This is a genomic window from Streptomyces sp. NRRL F-5135 (assembly GCF_000719775.1).
GTDB classification, from domain to species: domain Bacteria; phylum Actinomycetota; class Actinomycetes; order Streptomycetales; family Streptomycetaceae; genus Streptomyces; species Streptomyces hebeiensis.
Genome location: NZ_JOHR01000031.1, coordinates 1 through 22,425, shown reverse-complemented (window position 1 = coordinate 22,425; position 22,425 = coordinate 1). Strand labels below are relative to the sequence as shown.

Here is a 22,425-nt window from a genome sequence, read left to right as displayed (position 1 = left end):
CCAAGCCCCTGCGAATCGTGGCTCGCGTGCATGCGATGCCCCCGGAGCACAATGCGGGTGCCGAGCACATGCTGGTGTCGATGCTGCGTCCGTTGGTGGAGCGCGGGCACGACGTGTCGGTGTGGCTGTCCCGATACGGGAAGGCCCACCAGGAGTACGTGTATCGCGGCATCAAGGTCATCCCATTGGAGTCGAGGCTCGACTTTTCGTTGGCAGTGCGACGGGCGGATGTGCTGGTGGCGCATCTGGAGACGGTTCCGTCGACGGCTTCGCTAGCCCGCGGCTACGGCAAGCCACTGGTGGTTGTCTGCCACAACACGCATCGGCCGACGTTCCGGGATGTGGCTGCGGGCGGTACCGCGCTGGCGGTGTACAACTCACTCTGGATGGAGCGGGAGGCGGAGCTCTTCTTCGCCGAGTACCCCAAGTCTGTTCGTCCGGCTGTCAGACTGATCGTGCGGCCTCCGGTGTTCGCCGCTGAGTATGCGACGAAGCCCGGCAAGGCCATCACGCTGATCAACTGCAATTCGGAGAAGGGCGGCCACGTCTTGAAGGCGTTGGCCGAGCGGATGCCCAAGCAGCAGTTCCTTGCGGTGAAGGGCGCCTATGGGGTGCAGATCTTGCCCGACCTGCCCAACGTCGAGGTTGTCGAGCACGTGCGCGGGGAGGACATGCGGGAGCAGGTGTATGCCCGCACGCGGGTGCTGCTGATGCCGTCTTCGTATGAGTCGTGGGGACGGGCCGGCTGTGAAGCGCTCGCGAGCGGTATTCCTGTCGTGGCCCATCCAACCCCGGGCCTGTGCGAGTCCCTTGGCGAGGCGGGGATCTTCGTGGACCGCAATGACGTCGACGGCTACGAGGCGGTTCTGCGGAAGCTGTTTACGGCCGCCGAGTACCGGCTGGCGGCGAGGCGGGCCAAGGCCCGGTCTGCGGAACTGGACCCGGCCGTCGACCTGGCCGCCTGGTGCGGTGCTGTGGAGTCCCTGGTCTGAGGAGGCGACCGTGGCATTCGTTCCTCCGACTGCCGAACAGCTTGGCCTGTACCTGGGGCTGGATGAGATCCAGGGCGACCGCGCTGACCTGCTGATCCAGACGGCGACTGCGCTGTGCCAGACGGTCGTCAAGCCGCTGCCGGAGGGCGCGGAGGCTGTCGTCCTGTCGGTCGCCGGCCGGGCGTATGTGAACCCGCAGCAGGTGTCCTACGAGACGATCGGCCCCATGTCGGTGCAGCGGCCGTCCGGCTCGGGCGGTCTGTACCTCACCAAGGCCGACAAGTCTGCGCTCAAGTCTCTTGCTGGCCGTGGCGGCGCGTTCACCGTGGACCCGACTCCGGTGACGGCTGACCCGTCACCTACCTGGCCGATCGACGCGGACTATGGGGTCTTCGAGGACTACGAACCAGGCTGGGGGTATCCCTGATGCCTGTCCCGTACCCGTTCGGGGAGACGGTGCGGATCCTGCGTACCGGCCTGTCGCCGGGGCGTGATCCGCGCGGGCAGCCGTTGCCAGGACCGGACGAATCGTTCGACGTGTACGGGTGTGTGGTCACCCCGCGAGCCCAGACTCTGCAGGTGGGCGGACCTGAGCAGCAGGGGCGGGACACGGTCATTGTCGGCTACACCGTGTACGCACCGCCTGGAACGCAGGTGCGCACCACTGATAAGGCTCGTATCCGCGGCGAGGTCTGCGAGATCACGGGTGAGCCCGGCGACTGGGGCCGTAGTCCGTTCACCGGCACCCGAGGCCCGGTGCAGGTCGCGGCGGATCGGGTCACTGGCTAGCCGCGGGCCTGCTCTACGGCGGCGACCAACTCGGCTGCCGCGTCGTTGGCGCTGCGGCGAATAGACAGGCTGTGCGGGTCGGACTGCGGTGGACGACCTCCCGTAAGGAGGCTCTTGGACTCGTCGGCCGGCGCACTGCCGGGCAGTACGAACTGGACGTAGCCGTGGAACAGGCGGGTTCCGGGCTTGAGCCGGGTGCCGGTGACGTCGGCGGCACGTATGCGGAACTCGCGCTGCTGCTGGCCGACTTCCTTCTTGACGATGGTGATCCATTCGCCGTCGAAATGGATGCTTCCCATGACGCCCTTGACGTCCATGCCTGCCCCCTAGTGAGTAGAGGTGGTCATGATGCCTGCCAGGTTCAAGATGTCCAAGAAGGGTGTCGGGCAGCTTCTGAAGTCGAGGATGATCCAGGCGGACATGCTGTATCGCGCCGAGCGGATCGCCGACGCGGCGGTGAGCATCGCTCCGGTGGGCGGACCTTCGGATCCGCATCCGGGGCACTACAAGTCGTCCTTCGTGGTGACGACAACAGCCCGGGGTGGACGTCGGAAGGACCGTGCGACAGCGACGGTCACAAACACCGCCTACTATGCCCGGTTCGTGGAGTACGGCACAGAGCGCGTCCGCGCGCACCACGTGCTGGTGCGGGCTGCCGCAGCGGGTGGTGACTGATGGCCGCCGTCGGATCGGTCGACATCGAACTGGACTTGATCGGCTGGCTCCAGGCGAAGGCTGGTCCGTCCGTCGTGGTGCGGGACGAGGTCGATAATCACCTGCTCGACGAACTCCCGACCGTGCAGGTTCAGCGCATCCGGGCCGGCTCCGACGACGGCTTCCGGGTCGACCGGGCGCTCGTGGATATCGACGTGTACGCGGCGACCCGCGGTGAGGCGATCGCACTCGCAGGCGAGATCAGAGGCTGGCTGCTGACCGAGCTGGCTGGGTCGGCAACGGGTCGTGCCGTGTACGGACGGATCACCTCCCAGCCACCCCCTGCTGTTCGCCCCTACGAGAACACCGGACTCCGCCGCGTCGGGGCCACTTATCAGATCTACAGCCATCCGGTCTCCTGACCGGCCTGGGCCCGCGCCGGACCCCTTCAATCCTGCCCGTGCGCGGGCTTTCGCATGTCTGGAGACATCATGGTCAACATCACCCGCGCTGCGGACCTGACGGTCGTCGGAGCGAACGGCGGGGGCTGGGTATCGCCCGTCGGGACTCCCGCTCTCGCGTCGCCTCTGTCGCAGCCCGTTGCCCCGTGGGAGCCGCTCGGCGCGATCTCCGACGATGGCCTGACTTACGGCTTCGACGAGGACTCGCAGGAGTTCACGCCGTGGGGGCTCACCTCCCCGTTCCGCACACAGATCACCAAGAGCGTGCGGACGTTCGGGCTGACGGTGTGGGAGACCTCCCGGGTCGCCGTCCAGTCACTCCAGTACCGTCTCGATGCCGCGGCGCTGGAGCCGGACGTCGACGGGATCACCACGTTCGCTGAGACCGCGAGCCCCGTCCCGGACCGCCGCGCGTTCTGGTTCCTCGTCGTCGACGGCGAATCTTTCCGGGGCTTTTACGTCCCCCAGGGCGAGATCAACGACCGCTCCGACGTGTCCTTCAAGCAGGACGAGATGTCCGGCTACGAGTGGACGATCACCACCTACCCGGACGAGGCAGGCAACACGGTCTACCACGTCGACAAGCTGCCGGCGACGCCCGCTTACACGGGCTCCTGAGCTGGGTGGGCGGGCCGCACGTTGGCGCGGGCCGGCTCGCCCATCCTTCACCTTTCCTTGCCTGCGCCCTGATTGAGGAGGCCCGCGCCCATGGCAGCGAACAGCCGCACATCCACCCGCAAGACCACCGCGCGGCCCGCCCGCGCACCGCGCGATCTGGCGCCCGCCGTCCGCGACGACGAGGAAGTCGGCGCGGCCGAGGCTCAAGAGGCCGAAGCCGAAGGCCACTACGTACCCGCCGTGCTGGCCGGGCATGACGTCGACATCGTCCCGTCGGGCGCCTGGCGCCAGTCCACCATGCGCAAGCTCCGGGCTGGCGAGATGGACGACTTCATGCAGGACATTCTCGCCCCCGACTCCTACCAGCTGTACCTCGACATCGACCCGACGAACGAGGACATGAACGCCTTCATGGAGGACGCTGGCGCGTCCTCCGGTGAATCGCTGGGAAAATCCGGTGGACCCACGGGCTCGTCGAAGCCCACGCGGAGGCGGTAGAGGCTGATCTCGCGCACTGGTATCCGCGCGACGCCGACCAGATAGACGCCTACTGGCGCGGCGAGATGACGCCCCGGCGGCTTCGGGTCCTCATCCAGGGCTTGCCACCCGAGTCGGCGACGATGACCGCGCTACGGAACGAACTGTCGCCGGAGGAGCTTGAGGCGCAGGCGGAGCAGGGCGAGCCGGAGAGGGGCCGCTGGTCTCAGCTCGAACAGCTCCTGGCAAGCAACAATGACGCGATCCGGTATCTGACGTATGTCCTAGCGAAGGTCAATCACGACGGTAAGGGGCCGAAGCCCCGGCCGCCGGAGCCGATGCGCCGGCCGGGTGTGATCCGGACGAAGAAACGCGAGTCGATGTCCGCGGCGGCCAGCCAGCGTCTGTTCGAGCTGATCAACGGGGGCGCGGCCTGACGCGCGGGAGGAGGCTCCCGTGGCGATCTCTGTGGGCTCGGTCGAGGTCGACGTCATCCCCAACACCCAGGGCATCTACCAGCGGCTCCGCTCCGGGCTCGTACCGGCGGCAACCAGGGCTGGCGAGGATGCGGGCCGTTCGGCGGGCCGGGCGTTCGGGCCCGCAATGTCGGGGGCCGTGTCGGATGCGATCGGCACACGGATCGGGCAGCAGATCGGCTCGCAGATCGCCGCCCGGATCACGGCCCAGATCCGGGATTCGCTCCGGGACGGCATCACCCAGGGCGGGCAGCAGGCGCGCCCCGCCGCCACCCGCCAAGGCTCGGATGCCGGCGGGGCGTTCGCGCGGGCGATGAAGACGCGCCTCGAAGCCGCGTTCCGCTCCCTGCCGAAAATCCAGATCGACGCCAACACATCCGAGGCCGACGCTGATCTCCAGGCCCTCCGCGTCCGCATGGAGACCCTGTCTGGTAAGCGCATCGGCGTCGACATCGACGCTGCGGCAGCCCGCACCGAGATCACCGACATCGAGGAGCAGCTCCGTCGGCTCGGCGCCGCGCACCCCGATGTCACAGTCCGGGCGGACACGGCCACAGCAATGGCGCAGCTCGCGGCGGTACGCGAGGAGATTGACCGGATCTCCGCCCGCCCCGGACATATTCGTCTGGAGACAGACGGCACGTTCGGGCAGCGGCTCCGTGCGGCCGTACAGCAGGCCGAGGCATCCCTACCCAACATCAACATCGGTGCGGACACTTCCCCGGCGCAGGCAGAGATCGCGTCGCTGCGTGGCCAACTGACGGCCCTGCGGGACCAGCGTGTCGGCATCGACATCGACGCGGCCACAGCGATGGCGCGCATCACGGAAATCCAGGCACGCCTGGAACGCCTGTCCGCGAGCGATGCCGATGTCGACGTCCGCGTCGACGCGGCCAACGCTATGGCTCAACTTGCCGCGGTGGGGGCGCTCGCGTCGGCACTGGATGCCAAGCGTGTCAACGTGAACGTCAATACTGCCGCCGCCATGGCGGCGGTATTCCAGCTGAGTGTCGCCATCGCCGGTCTTGCCGCTATCCCGGCGATCCCGGTGCTTGCTGCGGGGATCGGGTCGATCGCGGCGGCCGGTGTCGCCGCGGGTGCGGGCGTGGGTGCTCTGGCCGCAGTGGCGGTTCCCGCGTTCGTGAACATTGCTGGCGCCTTGCAGGCGCAGAAGGCCGCGCAGGACGCGGCTTCGGCCGCGGCGATCCGTGGCGCGCAGGCCACCGGACAGGGCGCGTCGAAGGCGTTGCAGATGGCGGGCGCCCAGCAGGCGTTGGCGACGGCTCACCGGAACGCGGCCCGTCAGATCAGCCAGGCGGAAGAGGGTGTCGAGGATGCGGTCCGCTCGTCGGCGGAGGCCAATCGGCAGGCCGCTCAGCAGGTCAAGGCGGCACGGCAGAGCCTCGCGGACGCCGTTCAGCAGGCGGCAGACAGGCAGCGGGCGGCGGCTGAGCAGGTCGTGCAGGCGGAGGAGTCGCTGGCGGACGCGCAGCGGACCGCACGGCAGGCCCAGCAGGATTTGACCCAGGCTCGTGCGGACGCGGTCCGACAGCTCGCTGACCTGTCGGACAGGCTTGCGAACGCCCAGTTGTCGGAGCGGGACGCGGTCCTGGACGTTCAGGAGGCCCAGAGCCGGCTGCGTGCCACTCAGGCGATCGGGTCGAAGGCGACGGTCATTGAGCAGCAGCGCGCCCAGTTGCAGTACGACCAGGCGGTCCAGCGGCTGAAGGAGCAGCGAGCCGAGACGAAGAGTCTCTCCGATCAGAAGAAGGCCGCGGATAAGGCGGGTGTGGAGGGATCCGACCTGGTCAAGTCGGCTCAGCAGAGGGTTGCTGATGCCGAGGCGGCGGTCGCCGACCAGCAGCAGGGGCTGGCGAAGGCCCGGCAGGATGCGGCGCGGCAGCAGGTCCAGAATCAGCGGGACATCGCGGCGGCGCAGGAGCGGGTTGCCGAGGCGTCCCGGAACGTTTCGAAGGTGCAGGAGGACGGGGCTCGGTCGGTTGCCCGTGCCCAGGAGTCGCTGGTGGCGGCTCAGCAGTCGGCTGCCGATTCGATCGCGTCCGCTCAGCGTCAGATTGCCTCTGCGTCGCAGCAGGCGGCCGGGGGAGTGGATCAGGCTGCTATCGCGCAGGCGAAATATCAAAAGGCGCTGGCGGGGATGACGCCGGCGGCGCGGGGAACTTTTAACGCATTCGTGCAATTGCGTACCGTGTTCGGTGAGTGGTCCAGGTCGTTGCAGCCCCAGGTGATGCCGATTTTCACCCGGGCCCTGAACGGACTGAAGAACTCGCTGCCCGGCCTCACGCCGTTCGTTGAGGGCGCGGTCCGCGCCATCACGAAGCTCCAGGACAAGGTGAGCCAGGGCTTCAAGTCGCCATGGTGGAAGTCGTTCAAGACCGATTTGGCGGGCTCGGTCGAGCCAGCTGTTACCGGGCTCGGAACGAGCTTCGGCCGAGTCTTCGTCGGCATGGCCGGTGTTGTGCAGGCGTTTCTGCCGCACATGGACACGATCTCTGCGACGATGCAGCGGATCACGGGCCGGTTCGCCGAGTGGGGTACGGGCCTCAAGGGCAGCCCTGAGTTCGAACGCTTCCTCGCGTATGCGTCTGGGCAGGGGCCGATCCTTGCTCGGGCGATCGGTGACATCAGCTCTGCGTTCTACCAGGTGTCGAAGGCACTCGCCCCTTTGTCGGGGCCGGTGCTGGAGATTCTTGGTGCTCTGGGGCGGGGGATTGCGTCGATTGCTGAAACGCTGCCGTGGCTGATCCAGGGCCTGTATCTCGCATTCATTGCAACTCGTGTGTGGACGCTGGCGATGCTGGCGTTCAACCTTGTGATGAACGCGAACCCCATCACGCTGATCATCATTGGGATTGTTGCGCTCGTCGCGGCAGTCGTCTACGCGTACAAGAATTTCGGATGGTTCAGGAACCTCGTCCAGGCGGTCTGGGCGGGCATTCAGACGGCCGCACTATGGGCGTGGAACAACGTGCTCAAGCCCGTCTTCTCCGGCATCTGGTCGGCGCTTCAGACAGTCGGCCGGTGGGCGACGTGGCTGTGGAGCAACGTTCTCGGTCCAGTCTTCGGCTGGATCGGCGAGAAGGCCGTGTGGCTCTGGCAGTCGAAGATCAAGCCTGTCTGGAATGCCTGGCGCGCCGGCACAGGAGCAGTCGGCGCGAAGGTCAGGGAGCTGTGGGACAAGTTCGCCCGCCCCGTCTTCGGGTGGATCGGTTCCCGGGCGTTGTGGCTTTGGAACAACGCCATCAAGCCTGCTTGGAATGCGATCCAAGCAGGATCCCGGTTGCTGGGTGCCAAGTTCCGTGAGCTGTGGGACAAGTACGCGCGCCCGGTGTTCGGGTGGATCGCGGACAAGGGGCGCTGGCTGTGGGACAAGGCTTTGCGTCCTGCATTTGACTGGATCAAGAAGGGGGTCAAGTCGGTCGGCGATAGTTTCCGGTCTGCGAAGGAGTTCATCGACAAGCAGTGGACTCAGGTGCAGAACATTGCGAAGCGGCCTGTCCGTTTCGTTATCGACAAGGTGTACAACGCGGGCATCGTCCCTACCTGGAACAAGATCGCTACAGCGTTCGGGGCCCCGAAGATCGACCCTATGAAGACCAAGGGCTGGGCCACTGGCGGCGTGCTCCCGGGCTACACGCCGGGCAAGGACGTCCACCAGTTCTACTCGCCAACTGGGGGCGGCCTCGCCCTCAGTGGCGGCGAGGCCATCATGCGCCCGGAGTGGACGCGCGCTGTCGGCCCGGGCTTCGTGGCCGCTATGAACCGGCTTGCCTCTACCCGAGGCGTGTCCGGCGTCCGAGAAGCCCTTGGGGGCCAGCAGTTCAAGGACGGCGGCATCTTCTCGTGGATCGGGAAGAAGGCAGCGGGCGCTGGCTCGGCGCCCTGGGACACGATCAAGAAGGGTGCTTCTTGGCTTAAGGACAGCATCGAATCGTCGGCGCGTGCCGGAGTGAAGCATCTCGTCGATCCGCTGCTGAAGAAGCTCCCTGGCGGAGAGACCGGCTTCGGCAAGATGATCCGCCGCATCCCCGCGAAGATCATTGACAGCATCTTCGGGTACGCGAAGAAGGCCGACGAGAAATCGGTCACCGCGCTCGGGAGTATCGGCGGCACCATTCCGAAGGGCCAGCACCTGGCGATCATCAATGCTGCGCTGGCAGCGGCCCGGGTACCGCCTCCGGGCACGACAGCCCAGTGGCAAGCCGGCATGAACACCCTCATCACCCGCGAGTCGGGCTGGAACCCCCGGGCGATCAATCTGTGGGACATCAACGCCAAGAACGGCATCCCTTCCCAGGGGCTAACCCAGACGATCCCACCAACGTTCAACGCCTACGTGCCGAAGGCGCTGAAGTCGCGCGGCATCCTGGACCCGGTGGCGAACGTCGCCGCCTCGATCAGGTACATCGTCAGCCGGTACGGCAACATCACCAATGTTCAGCAGGCCAACGCGAGCCTGCCGCCCAAGGGCTATGACTCTGGCGGCTACTTGCCCCCTGGGATCAGTCTGGTCAACAACGGAACCGGCCGCCCGGAGCCCGTGTTCACCACGGCGCAGGCGAACGCGCTCACGTCGATGGCCGCCCGAGGCGGCGGGGCCGATGGGCCGATGGAGATGACAGGCACCCTCGTCCTCGACTCGGGGGAGCTCATGGGCACCTTCAAGGGCGTGGTCCGGCAGGAGAACGCCCAGGTGCTCACCGCTCTCAGAGCTCGACCGCGGAGGTGATGCTGTGGCGATCCCCGGGAATTTCCTGTCGCTGACGACGGAGACGATCGACCCGAACACATCGGGCTGGCTCGCCAAGACCAACTGCACGCTGAACCTGGGCACGGGAGGGCGGAGCGGCGACGGGTGCCTGGTCGTCAAGAGCGTGGCTGCGGGGGAGATGCAGGCCCGCACCTACTCGTCGTATCCCGTCGTGACGGGTACGACATATGCGGCGTTCGCCGACGCGTCCTGCGCAAGCGTCCCCGAACGGATCGGGATCCGCTGGCTCAACGCAGGCGGCGGCGAGATCAACATCACCTGGGGGCTGACGACCGCGTCCGCGTCATCGACGTGGCACCGGATCAGTGTCGGCGGCGTTGCTCCTGTCGGGGCGACTGCCGCCCAGGTGCTGCTGTCGTCAAGCCCTACGGGGGCCGGCGTCAACACCTTCTACGAGAACGTGTACTTCGGCTGGCCGCTCCGTTTGCCCGGCAACCTGCTGAGCTTCAATGCCGAGCAGTACGAGGTGGACACATCGGGCTGGGCCGTGGAGTCGAACGGGACCGTGTCCCGCACGGCGCCGATGATCTCGTGGCCGGTGAACTGGTACTACTCCGGCGGCGAGATGGTCACCCTGACCGTCACCGCCAACGGCGACGCTTCCGCTCTCTGTACCGAGCGGCCCCCCGTAACACCCGGAACCGAGTACGTCGCATTCGGATACCTGTCCCCTCCGACGTCCACGGCGAGCGTGTGGGTGGAGCTCCGCTTCTACGATGCCGGCGGCGCCCAGATCTCCGCCAGCCGCAGCATCCTGGCGGCGCCTGGCACCGGCGCCTACCGGCAGATCGCGTCGGCCGTTGCACCGACAACCGCCGCGACCGCGTCTTTGGCGTTCGGTATCACGTCGGGAACAGCGGGGCAGGCCGTGCGTGGCGACGGCTTGGTCGTCAAAGCGCGTACCGCAACCGTCCTGAGTAGCGAGCCGAACGACAACGTCGTCACCTTCTCGGACAGCAACTTTGAGCAGGGCATCGGCCAGTGGACGGTGGCGTCCGGCGCAGCGGCGATCGCCCGGTCCACGCCCTGGGGCGCCCAGGCATTCAGCAACGCATACAGCCTGACCGTCACCTCCGTGACCGCCACAGCCAGCACACTCCGGTCCGGGAAGTACCCGGTGCAGGAACTCCTGAACTTCAAGCCCCGAGCGGGCCTGAAGCGGGTGGCGGGAGGCTGGACAGCCGCCCTGGCTATGCGCTGGTACGACGCCTCCGACACCTACCTTGGCACCATCACCAGCGCTACTGCGGCCCTGCCCTCCGACGGGCAGTGGTACTGGTTCGACGTCGACATGACGGCGCCGGCGGGCGCGGTCGCTGGACAGATCGACCTGATCCTCACGGCCACCGCAGCATCCTCCACCATTCAGGTAGACGATGTGCGCCTCCAGCAGGTCTTGCCGTCCACCCAGGTCACCGGCAGAAACGACACGGCCAGCATCCTGCTCGTCCTGCGGGGACTGAGCACCGCGAACTTGATGACCGTCTACCGGATCTTGCCCGACGGGTCTAGGTCGCTGGTCCGCGGACGCCAGGGGCTGCTGGACTCGGTGCCCGTCACGGATGACACGTTCTCCGTAGAGGACTACGAGGCGCCCCTCGGTATCCCTGTCGCCTACCGGGTCGAGCAGGTGAGGGCCTCAACTGGCACGCTGGTGAGCTGGTGGCTGACCGACCCGGTGACCGTGGATCCCGGGGACCGGAACTACTGCTGGCTGAAGGATCCGTCCCGGCCGCAGCTCAACATGCGGCTGCTGGTGAAGTCCGCGCCGGACTGGGAGCAGCCGATCGAGCAGAGCGTGATGAGGATTCGCGGTCGGCAGACCGCGATCGTCCTCTCGGGCGAGAGGTCCGGGAGGGAGGGGCCGCTCGTTCTGTGGTCTCAGATAGACGGCGAGCGGGAGGCGCTGCGACTGCTGCTGTCCTCCGGGAGCCCGCTGCTGTGGCAGGCCGCGCCCGGCATGGGCGAAAGCGACGTGTACGTGTCGGTCGGCAACAGCGCTTTCCCCCGCGTGACCACCTACGCGCCCGAGCCATGGCGGGAATGGACACTGCCCCTTATTGAGGTGGACCGGCCACTGACCGGTGTGGCCGGCTCGGCCACGTGGACCGTGCAGGACGTCCTAGTGGAGAACGCGACCGTCCTGTCGCTGCTGGCCCGCTACGCAACCGTTCTGGATCTGGCCCTGGACCAGCGCACCGTGTGACGGGAGGACGGTTGTGTACAGCCCACCCTCGGCACGGTTCCTGCCGACTCTGGCCATGTCGCACACCCCGTACACGGAGGTGCAACTGCATCGAGGTGACGGCACTGTCCAGACGCTGCCGCATACTGGCGGCAGCGTCAGCGTCGACCGCGGGCAGGCCGTGCGTCGGACGTGCACGGTCACGGTGCCGGACACTTCCCTCATTCCGGTGCGCCCATCGGAGCAGCTGGCTATCTACGGCGCCCGGCTGAGGATCCTGCGGGGGATCCGCTACGCCGACGGCACCATCGAGTCGGTGCCGCTCGGCGAATTCAGGGTCGACTCTGTCGAGGGCGACCCGGACTACGGGCCCATCACCATCGGCGGCAGCGGCCTCGAAGCGATCGTCGTCGACGACCGGTTCGTCACCCCGTACAGCACCCGCGGCGGCACCGCAGCCGTCACCGCGATCACCGGTCTCATCCAGGCGACCTTGCCGGGCGCGGTCATCGTCAACCGGGCGTCGGATGCGACGCTCGGCACCACCACGTGGGACGCACAGGGGGACCGATGGGCAGCGGTCCAGGCATGTGCCACCGCAATCGGCGCCGAGGTGTACTGCGACGCCGACGGCCAGTTCATCATCGCCGAACTGCCAGACATCGCCACGGCGCCGATCGCTTGGACTGTGGATGCCGGTGCAGGCGGGGTCCTGATCTCTGCGAACCGTGCCTACACCCGGGACGGCATCTACAACGTCGTCGTCGCGTCCGGCGAGAACACTGAGGACAACGTCGTCGCCGTCAGTGCGACCGCCCAGGACGACGATCCGACTAGCCCCACCTACTGGGCCGGACCATTCGGCCGGGTGCCCCGCTTCTACTCGTCGTCGCTCCTCGTAACGAGCGGGCAGTGCGTGGCCGCGGCATCGAAGCTCCTACGGGACGCCGTGAAGCCGGCGGCGACCGTTTCGATCGAGGCCGCCCCGAACCCGTGCCTTGAGCCGGGCGACGTCATCCGTGTCACCTACGGCAACGGCGACCGCGAGCTCCACCAGATCCAGTCCTTCTCGATCGACCTGGGGCTCAGCTCCACGACGCTGGAGACCATCGGCGGGAAGGAAGACGCCTGATGCCCGCCGAAGTGAGCGGCGCCAACTTTGCGACCGGCCTCATCCAAGCCTCCCGGACTGCCGGCGCCACCGACCCCCAGGTGCGCGGCGCGGACTGGCGCACCGGCACTGTCACTGCGGCCCCGGGCGACGGCACGGTAGCCGTCGGCACGATCGTCGCCCGCTGCCTCGACTCGTACACGGCACCAACCGTCGGGGATCAGATCATCATCAGCCAGGCGGGGTCCGGGAACTGGATCGCGCTCGGCCGCACTTCGTCAGGCGGCCAGCTTGTCGGGCAGAGCGTCTTCGCCCGCAAGACCGCGAACACCACTCGGGCTTCCACGGCCACTACATCGGCGGATCCGCACCTAGTGCTACCCGTGGCGGCGTCGGCTACCTACGAGATCAGCGGGATGCTCGTCTACAACTCGACCGGCCTCACAGGGGACCTCAAGCTCGGCATCACTGGCCCAAGCGGGGCGACGGGATGGTGGGGTACCTATGCCCCGTCAATCTCTGCGACCGCAGAGCCCTCCACTTTGCGCCCCCTCGCGCAAGACCTCGCAACCGAACGGACCTACGGCGCCGGCTGGTCATCGGCGAACGGAGCGATGCTCCTGCATGGCCTGGTGGTGACCTCAGCCACCGCCGGGTCCGTATCGGTGAACTGGTCTCAGAACACGTCGGACGCTGTCGGCTTGACGCTGTACGCCAACTCGTACCTCACCCTGACTCGCCGCGCCTAGGAGGCATCGTGTCGATCACCGACAAGTACGGGCAGGGGTTCACCAGTCTGGACTACGGCGAGACCCCAGATCTGAAGATCATGGGGGACGGGCTTCTTCTGATGGCCGGCCAGAGCGTGATGCGGTTCGTTTCCGCCACTGCCAGGAACGCGGCCCTCACCGCGCCTGTCGCGGGGATGACGGCCTGGCTGAACAGTGAGAAGCTCCTCACGGTCTACGACGGGACCGCGTGGGTGGCGGTCGCCTCGGGCACACAGGCGTGGTCTACGCCCACGCTGAGGAGCGGCTACACAGCCAACGGCAACTCCAACGGAGTGCCCCAGTACCGAATCGTGAACCTGTTCGGCGAGGCGGTCGTCATGTGGAAAGGCGGCCTCAACGTCACCTACAGCGGTGGCGCCCCGGTCAGTAACGGGAACTTCCTCAACTCTCCGTTGCCGGTCGGGGCCCGCCCGGCGTCTCGGAGGACGGTCACAGCGGCGTGCTCGGCGGTGGCTTCGGACTCCCTCTCAGTGAAGCTCGACTTCAACACGGACGGAACCGTCGCCATCGTCACCCAGAGCGGAGTGCAACCTCCCTGGGTGTCCCTCAACAACATCACCTACAGCCTCTGAACAGCCACATCCGGAGCCCCGAGCCGAAGGCTGGGGCCTTTTTCATGCCCTGGGAGGGCTCATGGCGCAACCCTTGTCCGCTGCGGCGGTCCTCACTGCTCTCCGCGCCGAGGGCGTGAAGGTGGTCGAGGTCGGCAACTGGCGCACCCACAACCGCAACGCGAAGGGTGCGTGGGGGCCGGTGAATGGCAGCATGGTTCACCACACCGTCACCTCCGGCACGAGCAAGACCGTCGGCATCGTTCGCGACGGCTACAGCAGCCTGCCAGGCCCGCTCTGCCACGGAATGATCGCCAAAGACGGAACTGTCCACATGGTCGGCTGGGGCCGCACCAATCACGCTGGCGGTGGCGACCCGCGCGTGCTGGAGCAGGTGACGGCCGAGTCCTTCGGATCCCGGCCCACCCCGCCGACCAAGGGCAACACCAACGGCGTTGACGGCAACAGCAGGTTCTACGGCTGGGAGTGCGAGAACCTCGGCGACGGTAAGGACCCGTGGCCCGGGGCACAGTACGACGCGATCGTCCGCGTGCAGGCCGCGATCTGCCGCGCGCACGGCTGGGGCGCCCGCTCCGTGATCGGGCACCTGGAATGGTCCTCCGACAAGATCGACCCTCGCGGCATCTCCATGCCCACCCTCCGCGCAGACGTCGCCGAGCGGCTTAAGCACCCCGCCAACTGGTCACCGGGCGCCAGCACTCCGTCCACTCCGAAGCCGCCGCCCACCGCTCCGCCCAAGGAGACGCCCACGGCCACCACGGAGAAGCAGATCAACGCACTCCACTCGAACCTTCTGACCATCGGATCCCTGACCGAGATCGATGGCAAGGGCGAGCGGGTGAACCATGCGGCCGGCTACTACCTCGCCCACATCGAGAAGGACACCACCGACCTCGGAGTCCAGCTCGCTCGCATCGAGAAGAAGCTCGACGCCCTCATCGCAACCCTCGCCAAGTCCTGACCTCGCAGAATCGAGACCTCCATGCAGATCTTTGGGCGTGAGCCTGTCGTCATCCTGAACACCCTGTCGGCCGTCCTCGGCCTCATCGTGGCCCTCGGTGTCACCAGCCTGTCCGCCGAAACCGCCGGAGCGATTGTCGGCGTCGCCACAGCCATCCTCGGCGCCATTGCTGCAGCGATGACCCGGCCGATTGCACCGCAGGCATTCACCGCAGTCGTCGCGTCTGGCGCCGTCCTCGTCGCCACGTTCGGCTACGAGGTCTCGCAGGAGACCGTCGGCGCGATCAACACCGTCGTTCTCGCAACCCTGACCCTGCTGACCCGAGCCCAGGTTGCGCCCACCAAGACGCGTCCCCTCGCAGCGGCGTCTCGGCCGACGGACGTGTAGTAGATGCCGTGCCGTGCGGCCCAATGGCTGCACCACCGGCTAGGACGCCGCGGCATCTTCCTGCTGATACTCGGGATCGGCAAAACTTCCTGGGGCATGAGCTTCCTCCTCGCCCCTCCCCGCCCGGACGGGCTGGAACTGCTGACGATGGCGGGATCGCTCCGCCACTGGGCGCTGCTCTGGATCGCCGCCGGCCTGATCACTGGCGGCTCAGCATTCCTGCGGATCGGGCGCGACCGCTGGGGATTCGTTGCTGCAGTCATTCCCCCCACCGTGTGGGCGGTCGCCTACACGGCCGCTGTGGTAAGCGGCCACTACTCCCGCGGCGCCTACGTCGCAATCTGGTACCTCACCTCGCATGTCGGGGTCATCATGTGGGCGGCCACGGTTCCCGAGCATTCGGTCCCCCCAGTGCCGCGGCGCGCCCGGAGAGGCAAGGGCCCGTGAGCGTTTGGGCTGGGCTCGTGGCGGCATTCGGAACGGTCGGCATGGTGTTGGCCGGGCTGTTCGCGGCGAGGGCCACGAAGGCTGCCGCATCGGCTACGGCGGAAGCCACACAGGCTGCGGCCCGCGCTCAGGCCGAGCCGGAGCAGCGGCGCGTCGACCTCGAAGCGTTCAAGACGATCCGCGACGACCTTCAGTCGGAGGTACGGGAGCTGCGTACCGAGACGACCAGACTCCGGTCCATTGTGCGTGCCTTCGCGGGCTATGTGGGAGAGCTGTCAATGCAGATGAGGCAGGCCGGAGTGACACCTGCCGAGCCGCCGTCCCTGGTGGACGAGTACAACCGAACTGGAGTGTGACGACGACATGCCTTTCGAACCGGCAATGCCCGAGGTAGACCCGACGGCCGCAGACACAGGAAGCCTGGTCGAGCTGGGGGTTGTCGACCCGCCGCCCGTACCGGCCGAGGAACCGCCGCCCGAGCCAGGCCAGCCGCCCGAGAACATCGCATGACGATGCCCCCACCCTCGCCATCCGGCGGGCGGTGGGGGCATTGCCGCGCTCCCGGTCAGAACTTCAGCTGTTCCTTCACCTCAGCGACCTGTGGGCCACTGTCTGCGGCAGGAATCTTCCACCGGAAGGCGGTCTCCTCGCTGTCGACGTACACGAGCGTGCCGCCCTTCGCCTGCGCCGCGGTGAGATCGAAGACCGCTGCATCCCATACGAACGAGCCCGGCTGCACGGGGCCGGCCGCGCCGAAGTCGTCCATGACGACGTTGAACGACTGGCCGTTGCCCTCGTCGATCGACTGCCCGTCTGGCGCGATCCACGACCAGCCACCGCCACTCATCGGCGGGACCTCCGCAGCCGGAGCGGCAGTCGTCGGCCGCTGCTTCACCGTAACCACAGCGAACACGTCCTTGTCCGGATCGTTCCCGGCACCGTCCTTCGAGTACACGACCGTCGTGGGCGTCATCTCCAGGACCCCCGTCCCACCGTCGCCCGTCGTGGGTACCGGTGTGCCAAGTTCAAGCGGGCCCGCAGTGGTGGGCTGCGAACTTCCGCCCTTGCTCCCTTCTGTGCCAGAGCAGCTTTCCATCCACTCCGCCTGACTCAGATCCTCATTGGAACAGTCAGTCGGCATCTCAGTCGGCGACTCTTCGGCAGCCGGCTCGCTCGCCGTCGCTGCGGTCTTCGGCTTCGCGTCGCTGCTGTCGGAACCTCCGCCGCACCCGGTGAGCATGAGGGCCAGCACGACGACGGGGAGAACTCTCCGGGGGGTCACGGGCAGCTCTCCTCGTACTTGACCGCGGTCAGCTCAACCGGCTGCCCGGTGAGAGCCTTGCCGGGCGACGGATCCTGCGTGCACACCTGCCAGTTGCTCTCCATCAGCACCATCCGGTCGCCGTTCGCGTCCGTGACCGTGATCGAGGTGCCCGGGTCGAGGGCCGTGCGAGCCGCCTTCACCGATTTGCCCCCCAGATCAGGCATCTTCCCGCCCGTCGCCTCGGGCTCCTTCTCGTCGGCCGCCGGGCACTCTTCCTCCAGCTTGACCGTGCCGAAGTCGAGCGTCGTGTCGACGGGCACGGTCCTGCCGGCCTTCACGCTCTGGCTGCAGACCTTCCAGTTCCGGTCGAGTGCCTGGAGACGTGCTCGCCCGGTGCTGTCGTGCGACTCCAGGCTGTAGAAGCCCTGGGCCTGTGCGGTGTCCTGCGCGGACTGGAGGCCCATGCCGACGAAGTCGGGCACGGCGGCGGGCTCTGCTTCCTGGCTCTCCGTGGCGCTGGGAGTAGCGCTGGCTGGCTCCTTGGGCGGTGCCTCGGTAGCGGGGTTGCGACTATCGGCGGGTTCTGGATTGCAGCCGGCGAGTGTGAGGGCCGCGGCGCATGCGAGCGCGGCGATGCCGATACGGGTCTTCATGGTCCCCCCTGGGTGGTACGTGAGCGATGACCGTAACGAGCGATGTAGGGGGAGCGTTGCGTGTGCAGTCAAGAGGTGACTGAGTTGTGACCAAAGAGTGGAGGGGTGGTTGATGGCGCGCCAGAAAACTCAACGCTGATGCCGCCGCCTGTGTGTACTCTGATCGCACAACTTCATGCACCTCCCGGTGCGCAGGCCGCGGCTACTTCTTTGGGTGAATCACGCCGCACGCCGACTTTGATCTCGGGAGGCACAGCACCGGGGTGCCCGGTGCGCAGGCGACGGTTACTTCCACTGTTAATGGGGCGGTTGCGGGTTCGAGTCCCGCCGGAGGCTTCGGCCCCCGTAGCTCAATCGGTAGAGCACCTACGTTCCCGTCACCGACCTTGATCTCGGGCACCCCCACTGCTGGACCTCCCCTCCACGTGAGGGGTTTTTCATGTCCCGCTTCAACCACCGCAGCGCACGACCCGCCGCCCACTCGCCCGTGACCACAACCGGGGAGCGCACTACCAACCACCAGGGCGGCACCGGCTACCTCCGCGACACCAAGTCTGAGCTGTTCCTCCTCGCCGTCGACAACTTCGTCGGCACCGACACCTTCTACGAGAAGGGCGGCCAGCGCGATGACCGGTACACACAGCTCATCCGCCAGGTCGCCGTCATCGACCCCGACTGGTGCACCGCCTTCCTCCGCTGGCTCCGCTCGGACGCCAACATGCGCACCGCATCCCTCGTCGGCGCCGCCGAGTTCACGAAGGCCCGCCTCGAAGCCGGCGTGGCTGGCTACTCTCGGCAGGCCATCGACTCCGTACTCCAGCGGGCCGACGAGCCGGGGGAGATGCTCGGCTACTGGACGTCGAAGTACGGCCGCAAGCTCCCCAAGCCGGTGAAGCGGGGCATCGCCGACGCCGTACAGCGCCTCTACAACGAGCGGTCGCTCCTCAAGTACGACACCGACTCCAAGGGCTACCGCTTCGGCGACGTCCTCAACCTCGTCCACGCCAGCCCCGACCCGGCGAAGCCCTGGCAGGGCGACCTGTTCCAGTACTCGCTCGACCGGCGCCACAAGCGCGGCACCGTACCCGATCCCGACAGCCTGCCGACCCTGGCGCGCAACCTGGCCTTCGCCGAGTTCGTGCAGCAGGACCCGAACATCCTCCTCAACCCGGAGCAGTTGCAGGCCGCCGGCCTCACGTGGGAAGCCGCTCTGTCCATGGCTGGCATGAAGGTCGACAAGGCGGAATTGTGGGAGGCGCTCATTCCGTCCATGGGCTACATGGCCCTGCTGCGGAACCTCCGCAACTTCGACGAGGCGGGCGTCTCGGACGACGTCGCAGCCCAGGTCGCGGCCAGGCTCGCCGACCCGGAACAGGTCGCCAAGTCCCGCCAGCTGCCGATGCGGTTCTACTCCGCGTTCAACGCGGCCCCTTCGCTGAGCTGGGGGCATGCTCTGGAGAAGGCGCTCACCGCGTCCCTAGCGAACATCCCGCAACTCGGCGGCCGAACGCTCATCCTTGTCGACACGTCCAGCTCGATGAACGAGTCCTTCTCCCGCGACGGCAGCCTCATGCGTTGGGACGCCGCCGCCCTCTTCGGCATTGCCCTTGGCCAGCGATGCAGCGATGCCGACGTCGTCTCTTTCTCCTCCGCCAGCTACTACATGAACGACGCACCCGGGGCAAAGACGAAGGCTTTCCCGCTCACCCGCGGCGGCTCAGTCCTCGGCGACGTGAAGAAGTGGCGCGACGGAGGATGGTTCCTTGGTGGCGGCACTGACACCGCAGCAGCGCTCCGCCAGGAGTTCCATCGTCATGACCGCGTCGTCATCGTCACCGACGAGCAGGCCGGCCACGACCACGTCGAAGTCGACCAGTCCATCCCGCAGACGACTCCGCTGTACACCTGGAACCTCGTCGGCTACCAGGCCGGGCACGCCCCGTCCGGGCGCGGGCAGCGGCACACGTTCGGTGGGCTCACCGACGCCGCCTTCCGGATGGTGCCGCTCCTCGAAGCCGGGCGGAATGCCGCGTGGCCGTGGGCGTCGAAGGCCGCCTGACTGGCAGAAAGAAGCCCCGCCTTCCTACGGGAGGGCGGGGCTTCGTCATGTCAGTCTTCTGGCGCGGACGCTTCGACTGTGAGCGTGACGCTCCCGTCGGGTTCGTCTGCCCAGTCGACCACGACGCCCTGCATCATCACGCTGTCGTCCATCCGCCACCGCATCGGCTTACCGACGGCGGTCTCGGGTGTAGCGACCTCTCTGAACGACGGCTTCATGGGGACGGTGAACTGTATCGGCTGCTCTTCAGGCATGACGGGGAGCGTAGCGGCCGGGTATGACAGCTGAGCGCCAGGTAGCGCATAACGTTCCCTTATGCGCTGCCGGTGGGGCGGTGACCTTCACCGCCCCACCCTGTCAACCCCGCAAGCGTTAGCCGAACGTTGAGGGCACCGTCGGTCGCCTCCGTAGGCTGTTGGCATGACAGCGATCGAGCCCATCAGTGTCACCGTCGCCCTGTCGACCCGACCGGGTACGGCTGGCCTCAGCGGCGATGCCGCCGCAGTGCACACACTGGCCGACCAAACCGCGGCGGTCGCCGTCGTGGACGGCATCGGGCACTCCGAACGCGTGGCTTCTGTGTCCGCACTGCTCGCCGAGGTGGTCGCCCGTGTCGCCGCCCGACGCGGCGCCCTGGCCGGGCTCCTGAGTGCCGGCGAACTGGTGGCCGACCCCGGAGCCGACGAGGAGCCCGAACCGGACGCCGTCGCTGTAGTCGCCGTCACCGACCCGGGAGACGACACCACCCGGATCGCCTGGGTCGGTGACGCCCGCGCGTGGGGCTGGGACGGCACGCGGCTCCGCCAGTACTCCACCGACCAGACCATGGGCCAGTTCCTCCGGCGGGTACACCCAGACGGCCCGCCGGAGCGGGCCCACCATTATGACGCCTGGGTTCGGGCTGCCCTTTCCACCGCCGTCGTGGCCACCGTCCGCGAAGCGGAGATCTCCGACCCGCTGGTGCTGCTCACTACCGACGGCATCCACGACACCGTCAACCAGGCCGAGCTGGAGGCCTTGGTGCACGCGCATCGGGATCCGCAGGCTCTCGCCGACGCCCTGACCGCTGCCGCCCGCGAGGGCTGCAACGGAGAGCGGGACGACGCCACCGCCGCGGTGCTCCTTCGGTCGGCTTCCCCGGGCTGACGCAGCCCGGGTTTGACTCCGAGCGGATGGGCATGGGTGCCCCCGATAACATGCCGTATCGGGGGCGAAAAAACGGTACAATTAGACATGCCCAACGGAGAGTTGACGAGACGTGTCTACGCCGCCGCCGAGGCGGCAGGTCCGGGTGCGACGCGATCGGAAGTAGCCGATGCCGTCTGTCGCGAAGTCGCGGCTTGGCTCGACGAGGAAGCCGTTCTGTACAGCGCCCGACTCACCTCCAGTCGGCGCGGCATCCGGGAGCCCAGCTCTGGCGACCTTGCGCACCGCGATGTCATCGAGCAGCTCGGAGACCATCTGACTCGGGTCGGCGACGAGAGGATGCCGTCGTGACCGACCTCGCCCCGCGTCAGCCGGACGCCGCCCCGGCCGTCTACGACGCTGCGACGCTCGCCGTCCTCGCCGCCATGGAAGAGGCAGCCGAGAAGCACCTCGACGCCATCCGCCCCCACAACACGAAGCGCGGCTACGCCAACGACTGGGCACTGTGGGCCGAGTTCCACGGCTGGCTCGCCGAACGCTCCGGCCAGCCACTGCCCTTGACCGCTGTCACCAAGGGCACGCTCGTTGGGTTCGTCGTCTGGCTCGACACCATCAAACTCGCCGCACCCAACAGCATCGACCGACGAATCACCGGCGTCACCGTCACCGCCCGAAACGAACACGGCATCGAAGTGCCGAAGGCTGCCACCGTTGCCGCCCGGCAAGCCCTCAAGCCGCTGAAGCACGACCCCGAGCGGCAGGCGCGCGGACGCGGCAAGGCAGCAGCCGTCACCCCCGAACAGCTCCGGCAGATGAACGCCGCCGTCGCCGACGGGCTCACTGGACTCCGCGACCGCGCCCTTTGGCTCATGGCCTTCAGCGTCGCCGGGCGCTCGGCCGAGGTGGCGGCTCTCCGCTCAGACGGCATCATCCAAGTCAGCCAAGGGCTCGAAGTCCACGTCCCCGCAGTGAAGGGTCGACCGCCCCGCGACGTCGTCGTCAGCTACGGCCGCAACCCCGATACGTGCCCTGTCCGCGCTTGGCTCACCTGGCACGCCGCCGCAGGTTACATCGCGGGGCCCGCGTTCCTGCCCATCGACGTCTGGGGCAACGTCAACAGACGACACCTGTCGCCCGAGGCCGTCCGCGAGATTATCGCCCGCAACGCCGAACGCGCCGGGCTCTCCGTCCGATTGACGGGTCACTCGATGCGGGCTGGATTCATCACCACCTCGCGCCGGGCCGGGAAGCGCGAAGAGAAGATCCGCGAGCAGTCCGGGCACGCCGAGAACTCTCCGGCCTTCTGGGGCTACATCCGCGAAGCCGACAAGTGGACCGACGCAGCTAGCGAAGACATCGGGCTATAGCGAACCGTGTCGCCGGCCCCGTTCCGGTCGACGGGCGGGGCCCTTCGTCGCGTTGGAAGTTCTGGCGATCACGCAACTCGATGGTTGATAATGACAGTTATCCAATACAGGGAGGAAGCTGTGTCAGCCTTCAAGCGACTCACCCGCGCGGACCTGTCCACGCTGACCCGCGCCGAACTCCAGGACCGCATCGAAGTGGAGAACGCCTACTGGGACCGCAAGT

General features: G+C 67.5%; 24 protein-coding genes. 20 read left to right on the top strand and 4 right to left on the bottom strand.

Going from position 1 to position 22,425, the window contains the following annotated elements; genetic code table 11:
* Positions 1-35 precede the first annotated feature (35 nt).
* From IG02_RS0134320 to IG02_RS0134310, 3 genes are read left to right on the top strand one after another with little or no spacing between them, the layout of a single operon-like run.
* Positions 36-992, top strand: coding sequence for a glycosyltransferase family 4 protein (locus IG02_RS0134320; RefSeq protein WP_324604768.1), 957 nt, complete (start codon positions 36-38; stop codon positions 990-992).
* Positions 993-1,002: 10 nt separating this feature from the next.
* Positions 1,003-1,419 carry a hypothetical protein gene (locus tag IG02_RS0134315; protein WP_030757216.1) on the top strand — a complete coding sequence of 139 codons (417 nt, stop codon included), beginning with the start codon at positions 1,003-1,005 and terminating at the stop codon, positions 1,417-1,419.
* On the top strand, positions 1,419-1,781 hold the full coding sequence (locus tag IG02_RS0134310) for a hypothetical protein (RefSeq protein WP_030757213.1): 363 nt from the start codon (positions 1,419-1,421) through the stop codon (positions 1,779-1,781). The genes IG02_RS0134315 and IG02_RS0134310 overlap by 1 nt, the downstream gene beginning before the upstream one ends.
* Here IG02_RS0134310 and IG02_RS0134305 read toward each other — a convergent pair.
* Positions 1,778-2,098 carry a DUF4429 domain-containing protein gene (locus IG02_RS0134305; RefSeq protein ID WP_030757210.1) on the bottom strand — a complete coding sequence of 107 codons (321 nt, stop codon included), beginning with the start codon at positions 2,096-2,098 and terminating at the stop codon, positions 1,778-1,780. The two genes, IG02_RS0134310 and IG02_RS0134305, sit on opposite strands and share 4 nt — an antisense overlap.
* 49 nt (positions 2,099-2,147) lie before the next feature.
* Here IG02_RS0134305 and IG02_RS0134300 point away from each other — a divergent pair, with 49 nt between their 5' ends.
* The 14 genes from IG02_RS0134300 to IG02_RS0134235 all read left to right on the top strand — a co-directional run bounded on the left by IG02_RS0134300 (position 2,148) and on the right by IG02_RS0134235 (position 16,069).
* Positions 2,148-2,456 carry an HK97 gp10 family phage protein gene (locus IG02_RS0134300; RefSeq protein WP_234315015.1) on the top strand — a complete coding sequence of 103 codons (309 nt, stop codon included), beginning with the start codon at positions 2,148-2,150 and terminating at the stop codon, positions 2,454-2,456.
* Entirely contained in the window at positions 2,456-2,857 is a 402-nt protein-coding gene (locus IG02_RS0134295; protein WP_030757204.1) for a hypothetical protein, read from the top strand. Before IG02_RS0134300 ends, IG02_RS0134295 begins: the two co-directional genes overlap by 1 nt.
* Before the next feature lie 69 nt (positions 2,858-2,926).
* Positions 2,927-3,514 (top strand): hypothetical protein, encoded by a 588-nt coding sequence (locus IG02_RS0134290; protein WP_030757202.1) that lies wholly within the window; start codon positions 2,927-2,929, stop codon positions 3,512-3,514.
* 90 nt (positions 3,515-3,604) lie between these two features.
* Positions 3,605-4,012, top strand: a complete 408-nt coding sequence (locus tag IG02_RS0134285) for a hypothetical protein (protein ID WP_051766110.1) — start codon at positions 3,605-3,607, stop codon at positions 4,010-4,012.
* Positions 4,013-4,113: 101 nt separating this feature from the next.
* On the top strand, positions 4,114-4,428 hold the full coding sequence (locus tag IG02_RS0134280; RefSeq protein ID WP_234315014.1) for a hypothetical protein: 315 nt from the start codon (positions 4,114-4,116) through the stop codon (positions 4,426-4,428).
* A gap of 19 nt (positions 4,429-4,447) precedes the next feature.
* On the top strand, positions 4,448-9,217 hold the full coding sequence (locus tag IG02_RS0134275; protein ID WP_030757181.1) for a transglycosylase SLT domain-containing protein: 4,770 nt from the start codon (positions 4,448-4,450) through the stop codon (positions 9,215-9,217).
* Between the two features lie 4 nt (positions 9,218-9,221).
* On the top strand, positions 9,222-11,465 hold the full coding sequence (locus IG02_RS0134270) for a hypothetical protein (protein WP_030757178.1): 2,244 nt from the start codon (positions 9,222-9,224) through the stop codon (positions 11,463-11,465).
* Between the two features lie 55 nt (positions 11,466-11,520).
* Positions 11,521-12,576 (top strand): DUF5047 domain-containing protein, encoded by a 1,056-nt coding sequence (locus tag IG02_RS0134265; protein ID WP_234315013.1) that lies wholly within the window; start codon positions 11,521-11,523, stop codon positions 12,574-12,576.
* Positions 12,576-13,304 carry a hypothetical protein gene (locus IG02_RS38080; protein WP_051766108.1) on the top strand — a complete coding sequence of 243 codons (729 nt, stop codon included), beginning with the start codon at positions 12,576-12,578 and terminating at the stop codon, positions 13,302-13,304. The genes IG02_RS0134265 and IG02_RS38080 overlap by 1 nt, the downstream gene beginning before the upstream one ends.
* 8 nt (positions 13,305-13,312) lie before the next feature.
* Complete coding sequence (locus IG02_RS0134255; RefSeq protein WP_051766107.1) at positions 13,313-13,918, top strand: hypothetical protein; 606 nt, start codon at positions 13,313-13,315, stop codon at positions 13,916-13,918.
* A 61-nt stretch (positions 13,919-13,979) separates the two neighbouring features.
* The gene (locus IG02_RS0134250; protein WP_078855053.1) at positions 13,980-14,879 is read left to right on the top strand and encodes an N-acetylmuramoyl-L-alanine amidase; all 900 of its coding nucleotides are present in this window, start codon (positions 13,980-13,982) and stop codon (positions 14,877-14,879) included.
* 21 nt (positions 14,880-14,900) lie between these two features.
* Positions 14,901-15,266: a hypothetical protein gene (locus IG02_RS0134245; protein ID WP_030757161.1), complete on the top strand. Its 366-nt coding sequence runs from the start codon at positions 14,901-14,903 to the stop codon at positions 15,264-15,266.
* 96 nt (positions 15,267-15,362) lie between these two features.
* The gene (locus IG02_RS0134240; RefSeq protein WP_234315012.1) at positions 15,363-15,713 is read left to right on the top strand and encodes a hypothetical protein; all 351 of its coding nucleotides are present in this window, start codon (positions 15,363-15,365) and stop codon (positions 15,711-15,713) included.
* A gap of 17 nt (positions 15,714-15,730) precedes the next feature.
* Positions 15,731-16,069, top strand: coding sequence for a hypothetical protein (locus IG02_RS0134235; RefSeq protein WP_234315011.1), 339 nt, complete (start codon positions 15,731-15,733; stop codon positions 16,067-16,069).
* A 209-nt stretch (positions 16,070-16,278) separates the two neighbouring features.
* Here IG02_RS0134235 and IG02_RS0134230 read toward each other — a convergent pair whose 3' ends face one another.
* Together IG02_RS0134230 and IG02_RS0134225 are read right to left on the bottom strand one after the other, a co-directional pair.
* Positions 16,279-16,995, bottom strand: a complete 717-nt coding sequence (locus tag IG02_RS0134230; protein ID WP_030757152.1) for a hypothetical protein — start codon at positions 16,993-16,995, stop codon at positions 16,279-16,281.
* Positions 16,992-17,630: a PASTA domain-containing protein gene (locus IG02_RS0134225; protein WP_063756890.1), complete on the bottom strand. Its 639-nt coding sequence runs from the start codon at positions 17,628-17,630 to the stop codon at positions 16,992-16,994. The genes IG02_RS0134230 and IG02_RS0134225 overlap by 4 nt, the downstream gene beginning before the upstream one ends.
* A gap of 439 nt (positions 17,631-18,069) precedes the next feature.
* Between IG02_RS0134225 and IG02_RS0134220 the strand changes: the two genes are divergently transcribed.
* Entirely contained in the window at positions 18,070-19,689 is a 1,620-nt protein-coding gene (locus IG02_RS0134220; RefSeq protein ID WP_030757148.1) for a TROVE domain-containing protein, read from the top strand.
* Between the two features lie 50 nt (positions 19,690-19,739).
* On the opposite strand, the gene IG02_RS0134215 is transcribed toward IG02_RS0134220, so the two are convergent.
* On the bottom strand, positions 19,740-19,943 hold the full coding sequence (locus tag IG02_RS0134215; RefSeq protein WP_030757146.1) for a hypothetical protein: 204 nt from the start codon (positions 19,941-19,943) through the stop codon (positions 19,740-19,742).
* A gap of 166 nt (positions 19,944-20,109) precedes the next feature.
* Here IG02_RS0134215 and IG02_RS0134210 point away from each other — a divergent pair, with 166 nt between their 5' ends.
* Both IG02_RS0134210 and IG02_RS0134200 read left to right on the top strand, forming a co-directional pair.
* The gene (locus IG02_RS0134210) at positions 20,110-20,835 is read left to right on the top strand and encodes a SpoIIE family protein phosphatase (RefSeq protein WP_030757144.1); all 726 of its coding nucleotides are present in this window, start codon (positions 20,110-20,112) and stop codon (positions 20,833-20,835) included.
* Positions 20,836-21,182: 347 nt separating this feature from the next.
* Positions 21,183-22,202, top strand: coding sequence for a tyrosine-type recombinase/integrase (locus IG02_RS0134200; protein ID WP_030757140.1), 1,020 nt, complete (start codon positions 21,183-21,185; stop codon positions 22,200-22,202).
* The last annotated feature ends 223 nt before the right edge of the window (positions 22,203-22,425 follow it).

Excerpts from the sequence above, each read along its gene's own strand:
- IG02_RS0134215 (WP_030757146.1), bottom strand. The coding sequence starts at position 19,943 with ATGCCTGAAGAGCAGCCGATACAGTTCACCGTCCCCATGAAGCCGTCG.
- IG02_RS38080 (WP_051766108.1), top strand. The coding sequence starts at position 12,576 with ATGCCCGCCGAAGTGAGCGGCGCCAACTTTGCGACCGGCCTCATCCAA.
- IG02_RS0134210 (WP_030757144.1), top strand. The coding sequence starts at position 20,110 with ATGACAGCGATCGAGCCCATCAGTGTCACCGTCGCCCTGTCGACCCGA.
- IG02_RS0134240 (WP_234315012.1), top strand. The coding sequence starts at position 15,363 with ATGAGCTTCCTCCTCGCCCCTCCCCGCCCGGACGGGCTGGAACTGCTG.
- IG02_RS0134295 (WP_030757204.1), top strand. The coding sequence starts at position 2,456 with ATGGCCGCCGTCGGATCGGTCGACATCGAACTGGACTTGATCGGCTGG.
- IG02_RS0134320 (WP_324604768.1), top strand. The coding sequence starts at position 36 with ATGCCCCCGGAGCACAATGCGGGTGCCGAGCACATGCTGGTGTCGATG.
- IG02_RS0134250 (WP_078855053.1), top strand. The coding sequence starts at position 13,980 with ATGGCGCAACCCTTGTCCGCTGCGGCGGTCCTCACTGCTCTCCGCGCC.
- IG02_RS0134305 (WP_030757210.1), bottom strand. The coding sequence starts at position 2,098 with ATGGACGTCAAGGGCGTCATGGGAAGCATCCATTTCGACGGCGAATGG.
- IG02_RS0134220 (WP_030757148.1), top strand. The coding sequence starts at position 18,070 with ATGTCCCGCTTCAACCACCGCAGCGCACGACCCGCCGCCCACTCGCCC.
- IG02_RS0134300 (WP_234315015.1), top strand. The coding sequence starts at position 2,148 with ATGTCCAAGAAGGGTGTCGGGCAGCTTCTGAAGTCGAGGATGATCCAG.
- IG02_RS0134290 (WP_030757202.1), top strand. The coding sequence starts at position 2,927 with ATGGTCAACATCACCCGCGCTGCGGACCTGACGGTCGTCGGAGCGAAC.
- IG02_RS0134225 (WP_063756890.1), bottom strand. The coding sequence starts at position 17,630 with ATGAAGACCCGTATCGGCATCGCCGCGCTCGCATGCGCCGCGGCCCTC.
- IG02_RS0134285 (WP_051766110.1), top strand. The coding sequence starts at position 3,605 with ATGGCAGCGAACAGCCGCACATCCACCCGCAAGACCACCGCGCGGCCC.
- IG02_RS0134245 (WP_030757161.1), top strand. The coding sequence starts at position 14,901 with ATGCAGATCTTTGGGCGTGAGCCTGTCGTCATCCTGAACACCCTGTCG.
- IG02_RS0134310 (WP_030757213.1), top strand. The coding sequence starts at position 1,419 with ATGCCTGTCCCGTACCCGTTCGGGGAGACGGTGCGGATCCTGCGTACC.
- IG02_RS0134265 (WP_234315013.1), top strand. The coding sequence starts at position 11,521 with ATGTCGCACACCCCGTACACGGAGGTGCAACTGCATCGAGGTGACGGC.